General features: G+C 36.7%; 3 protein-coding genes. All 3 read left to right on the top strand.

Features of this window, described 5'->3' with window-relative positions:
- Positions 1–494: 494 nt before the first annotated feature.
- The 3 genes from GJU39_RS20340 to GJU39_RS20330 all read left to right on the top strand — a co-directional run bounded on the left by GJU39_RS20340 (position 495) and on the right by GJU39_RS20330 (position 6,031).
- A complete protein-coding gene (locus tag GJU39_RS20340; RefSeq protein ID WP_154282840.1) occupies positions 495–1,193 on the top strand; it encodes an ABC transporter ATP-binding protein in 699 nt (232 codons plus the stop codon).
- Between the two features lie 241 nt (positions 1,194–1,434).
- Positions 1,435–3,549, top strand: a complete 2,115-nt coding sequence (locus GJU39_RS20335) for an ABC transporter permease (RefSeq protein ID WP_154282839.1) — start codon at positions 1,435–1,437, stop codon at positions 3,547–3,549.
- A gap of 103 nt (positions 3,550–3,652) precedes the next feature.
- Positions 3,653–6,031 (top strand): ABC transporter permease, encoded by a 2,379-nt coding sequence (locus GJU39_RS20330; RefSeq protein ID WP_154282838.1) that lies wholly within the window; start codon positions 3,653–3,655, stop codon positions 6,029–6,031.
- Positions 6,032–6,072: the final 41 nt, after the last annotated feature.

Here is a 6,072-nt window from a genome sequence, read left to right as displayed (position 1 = left end):
TTGCTCATATAATCAAATTTAAAAGTTTCTAGTTAAATCTGACAACTAAATTCCTCCAGTCAAATGTAGCAACTCCAAACCTCTTTCACCGATCCTCGGCTATTAGATAAATCTATAGCCATTTTTTTGAAGGAATCATCAAATACTCGTTTGCTCATATAATCAAATTTAAAAGTTTCTAGTTAAATCTGACAACTAAATTCCTCCAGTCAAATGTAGCAACTCCAGTATGATCAGGTGGAGATAAGTAAATAGGTTGGGAGTTGGGAGTTGGGAGTCGGGAGTTTTGAAATGGGAGTATGGAAATAGGAGTTGAGAGTTGAGAAACGGGAAATAGGGAAAGAATAGGAGTTGGAAACGGAAACGGACAACGGACAACGGACAACATAAAAATTAGACAAACAAGTTAGCAAAAATATACCATCCAGGCTTGATACTCGATACTAAATACTCGATACTGATTGTCTGATACTAAATACTTGATAAAAAACGCTATGATTAGAATAGAAAATCTGGAAAAAGTTTATAAAACAGAAGAAGTTGAAACTACGGCACTGAATGGCATTAATCTTCATGTCAAAGAAGGCGAGTTTGTCTCCATTATGGGGCCGTCTGGTTGCGGTAAATCAACTTTGTTAAACGTAATGGGGCTGCTTGACAAGCCGGAAAGCGGAAGTTATAAGTTTATTGACACCGAACTGCTGACTTTGAATGATAGAGAACGTTCTAATTTCCGCAAAAGAAATATGGGTTTCGTTTTCCAGAACTTTAATTTAATTGATGAGTTAACGGTTTTTGAAAACATAGAACTGCCTTTGATCTATAATAAGATTCCGGGAGAGGAACGCAAAAAACTGGTGAATGAAATCATCGAAAGGATGAATATCGTTAACCGAAGCGGGCACTTTCCGCAGCAATTATCTGGGGGACAACAACAGCGGGTTGCCGTAGCAAGGGCTTTGGTAACTAAACCTAAATTGGTTTTAGCCGATGAGCCTACCGGAAACCTGGATAGTTCTCATGGAAATGAAGTGATGGAATTGCTCTGTGAGTTAAATGAAACCGGAACCACCATTGTAATGGTAACCCACTCCAGTCATGATGCAAGTTTTTCGAACCGAATTATCAACCTGAAAGATGGCCATGTGATTTCTGAAAAAATAAATAAAAGCAGAAACGAGGAATTGATTTAAAACAAGCCGAAAGCCTAAAGGTGAAAGCACAAAGATTAATGTGCTTAGCCTGATTGATATAAGAATTTAGTTTAGTTAATGATAGCCGACCGAAATCTTCCCGGATGGGAGGATTCGGGATAGGCGTTAGTTAACTAAAAGATCAAAGCTTAAAGCACTTTGCAAGAAGCTTTAGTCTTTCTGCTTTTAGCTCTTGGCTGATGATACTTGATACCTGATACTCACTACTTGATACTAAAAAATGTTCAAACTCAACTTAAAAATCGCATTACGCAACCTCTGGAGAAATAAAGGATTTTCTCTGATAAACATCGGAGGGTTAGCCATTGGCTTGGCCAGTTGTATGGTATTACTGATTTATGTGGCCTACGAATGGAGTTACGACAAACAATTTAAGAATAGCAATAAAACATATGTTATTTATCAAAATGTAGTGGCTAATGGCAAAACTTTTAGCTGGCCCTGGACGCCCAATGTTATGGCTGGCGAGGTGCAGGAAAAATTACCGGGTGTTAAATATGCATCACATTCCACCTATCCAAGACCGAATTTAATAACCCTGGGCAATAATAAACAGAGCAGTAAGGTTGTTTTTGCCGATCCGTCTTTCCTTAAAATATTGGATTATAAGTTTATTAAAGGTAACCCTGAAAAGGTGTTACAGAATTTAAATTCTATCATCCTTACCAAATCATTTGCTAAAAAGCTATTTGGAAATGAAGATCCAATCAATAAAACGGTAAAGCTGGAGAATCAAGATGTTCTAAAAGTTGAAGCGATAATAGAGGATAGCCCAGCTAATAGCAGTATAATTTTTGAATGTATAATGCCGTGGGATTTATTTTTGAAGAGAGAAACGTGGGCAAGGGAAAATAACTGGGGTAATAACATGTGCCTTACAATGGTTCAGTTGCAAGACAATAAATTTTTTCCGGCGGCGAATGCTTACATACATGACATTTATAAACGAAACCAAAAAGAAAATCTGGCAGTTGCCTTATTGCATCCTTTAGACAGGTGGCACCTGTATGGCGATTTTGTGAACGGAAAGTCGGTAGGTGGAAAAATAGATCAGCTTAAGATATTTCTTTTACTGGCATTTTGCATATTATTGATTGCTTGTGTAAACTTCATGAATTTATCAACTGCCCGTTCCGAGCGCAGGGCAAAAGAAGTCGGGGTACGTAAGGCTATTGGGTCTTCAAGACAATCGTTAATCAGTCAATTTTTTTCAGAATCAATATTAATCACTTTTATCGCTACGGTTATCGCCTTCATATTAGTTGAAATTAGTATCCCTTATTTTAACAACTTATTAAATATAAAATTAGAAATAGATTATAGCGACTTCAAATTTTGGGCAGCACTTTTCATTTTAATGATTTTTACCGGTCTTACAGCGGGTAGTTATCCGGCACTTTATCTGTCTTCTTTCGAACCCATCAAAGTATTAAAAGGTTTAAAACTTAAAACGGATTCATCGGTATCTGTAAGGAAAGTTTTAGTGGTAGGGCAATTTGTTTTTGCTGCCTGCCTAATCGTTTGTACAACAATAATTTATCAGCAACTAAATTATATTAAAAATAAACCGATTGGTTATGATCAATCTAATTTGATTCAATTTCCTGCTGATAGCAGCAGTGTAATGTTGAACGAGGCAGCAGTTAAAATGATGGGTCTGAAAAAGCCGATTGGTGCTGTTATCACTTTTTGGGGTACAAAGTACACAAACGTTAGCGTTGTAAAAGATTTTGTTGTAGAAAGTGCTTATCAGAAGGTAGCACCGATGATTTTTCGGTTAAATACCAGCGAAGATATCAGCGTAATTATTGCACGGTTGAACCCAAATCAAAATATGAGTTCATCCCTGGCCGAAATTGATGAAGTGGTCAAAAACATCGAACCCAATTATCCTGTAAACCGAAAATTTGTAAACGAATCTTTTGAGGTTAAATTTCAGGATGAAAAAGTACTGGGTTCACTTTCAAACTGGTTTGGTGGCTTCGCCGTTTTTATATCCTGTTTGGGTTTACTCGGCCTGGCGCTTTTTATGGCAGAGCAGCGTAAAAAGGAGATTAGCATCCGCAAGGTTTTGGGTGCGAGCACCGCCAATATCCTCACGCTTTTAAATAAAGATTTTATTAAGCTAGTTGCTATAGCAAACTTAATTGCTTTTCCACTCGCTTATATTATCATCAATAAATGGCTCTCTGCTTTCGAATACCGGGTTTCGATATCGTCATTGCCTTTTGTGCTGGCAGGCTGTATATCAGTTATTATTGCGGTTTTAACGGTCAGCATTCAATCGGTTAAGGTGGCGAAGGCTAATCCGGTTGATGCACTTAAATATGAATAAAGCTGAAAGCTTAAAGACCAAAGCTTAAAGCGACTTACTTGTTGCTTTAGTCTTTCTGCTTTTCGCTTTCGGCTCTTGATACTTGATACTCAATACTACGAAAATGTTCAAACTCAACTTAAAAATCGCTTTGCGTAACCTGTGGAAGAACAAGGGGTTTTCCTTGATCAATATTGGTGGATTAGCTATTGGTTTATCCTGTTGTTTGCTGTTGTTATTGTACGTTGACTACGAGTGGAGCTACGATAAGCAATTTAAAAATATAGATAGGATATACTCGGTATACGATAATGATTTAATGAGCGATCAGATCATTACAAATCGTGCTTTTTGTACACCCAGCCAATTGGCCGCAACTGCATTGCAAACCATACCAGGAATTGAATATGCAAGTAGGCTGGGAGAAAGGGGCGGAGCGGTGAAAAGTGGAACGCATAATTTTATGAAAAGTATTATTTATGTCGATCCTAGTTTTTTTAAAATATTTGATTACAAGTTTATTAAAGGCAGTCCTTCAACAGCGTTGATAAATCCAAATTCCATAATTATTACAGCCAGAACAGCTAAAATTTTTTTTGGAAGTGAAGATCCCATCGGTAAAAGTTTAAAGTTTGATAACCGCAAGGATTTAACAGTTACTGCTGTAATTGATGATTTAGAGGAAAATCAAACCTACCATTTCGATGTAATTATGCCTTGGATGTTTTTGGAACAGGAAGAAGCTTTCTTAAAGGATATGGACTGGACAGACGGTGCATTGAGTACCATTATTCAACTTAAAAACAACAATGATTTTGCAGCTGCGGATGCCCAGATGCGAAAAATATTCAAACTGAACGACCCTGGTAATAATAGCATCGAATTTTTCCTTTTCCCATTTAAGAAAGCACACCTTTATGATCAGTTTGAAAACGGAAAACCTGCTGGCGGCAGAATAGATCAAATAAAATTATATCTGTTGCTGGCTCTATGTGTATTGTTTATCGCATGCATAAATTACATGAACCTTTCTACAGCCAGATCAGAAAAAAGAGCAAAAGAGGTAGGTGTGCGTAAAACACTCGGTTCAACTCGGCAATCATTAGCTTCCCAATTTTTACTGGAATCATTATTAATGTCTACAATCGCTATGATCATTGCATTTGTATTGGTAGAAATATCTCTGCCTTTTTTTAATGATCTCTTAGCTATTCAAATTGTTATCCAATATGGTGCATACCAAATCTGGGGAATACTTTTAGCCCTTGTTTTAGTTACAGGACTACTTGCCGGTAGTTATCCTTCATTCTATCTCTCATCATTTAAGCCTATTAAAGTTTTAAAAGGTTTTGCAGGTTCTGGTAAAATTGCGTTGCCTGTTCGGAAAATATTGGTAGTTGTGCAATTTGGATGTTCAGTTTGTATGATCATCTGTGCAACTGTAGTTTATAATCAGATTCAACACATGAAAAATAAGCCATTAGGGTTTGATAAAAACAATTTAGTACAATTAGTAAGAAACGGAGCATTAAAAGATGGGCAAAAGCTTAATCTTTTCAAAGCACAACTGATCAAATCCGGCACAATTTTATCAGCTACGGAAACAACCAATGGAATTACCAATGGATATGTAAGTACTGAAAAAATTAGATGGCCCCGGCAACAGCAGAATGAGCAAATCATGATGTCACTGCGCTTTTCTGGATATAACCTAAGTAAAACAATCGGCGCAGCAATGTTGCAAGGACGTGACTTTAGCGAAGAATTTACAGCAGATTCTAGTGCTGTTGTTCTAAATGAGGCAGCAGTAAAAGCAATGAATCTTAAAAATCCAATTGGTACACAGATCAGGAACGATGATTGGGGCCAAACATTTAAAATAATCGGGGTAATGAAAAACTATAGCGCAACTACGTTAGGTGGAAACGTGAACCCTACTTTATTTTTTTATGGGAAAGATAATCCAAATACAATTTTAGTGCGCTTAAATCCAACGGAGAATATTAGTAAATCAATAGATGAGATTAAAAGATTGAGCAAGCGCTTAAACCCAGATTACCCTTTAGAATTAGATTTCGTTAGCGATCGATTAACTGAAAAATTGAAGAGTGAAAGGTTATTAAGTGTGTTGTCTAACTTGTTTGGTGGTTTTGCCATCTTAATTTCCTGTTTAGGTTTACTTGGTCTGGCAATATACATGACCGAACAGCGGAAAAAAGAAATAGGCGTTCGAAAAGTTTTAGGCGCTAGTACAGCAAATATCATCACGCTGTTAAATAAAGACTTTATTAAACTGATAGCAATTGCAAATGGGCTGGCATTTCCTATGGCTTATATTCTTGCCAATAGATGGCTTTCGGAATATGAATATAGGATTTCGATAGCTGTTTGGCCTTTTGTGCTGGCGTTGGTATTGTCTTTATCGATTGCAGTGATCACGGTTAGCGTTCAATCTTTTAAAGTAGCAAAATCAAATGCAGTTGATGCATTGAAATATGAATAGAAATAAGTAATAAGTTATACGTTTTAAGTTGTAAGTCAGTA

The organism is Pedobacter petrophilus, from assembly GCF_009674725.1.
Classification (GTDB): domain Bacteria; phylum Bacteroidota; class Bacteroidia; order Sphingobacteriales; family Sphingobacteriaceae; genus Pedobacter; species Pedobacter petrophilus.
The sequence above is the reverse complement of the archived record's forward strand: the minus strand, read 5'-3'. Positions and strand labels throughout refer to the sequence as shown.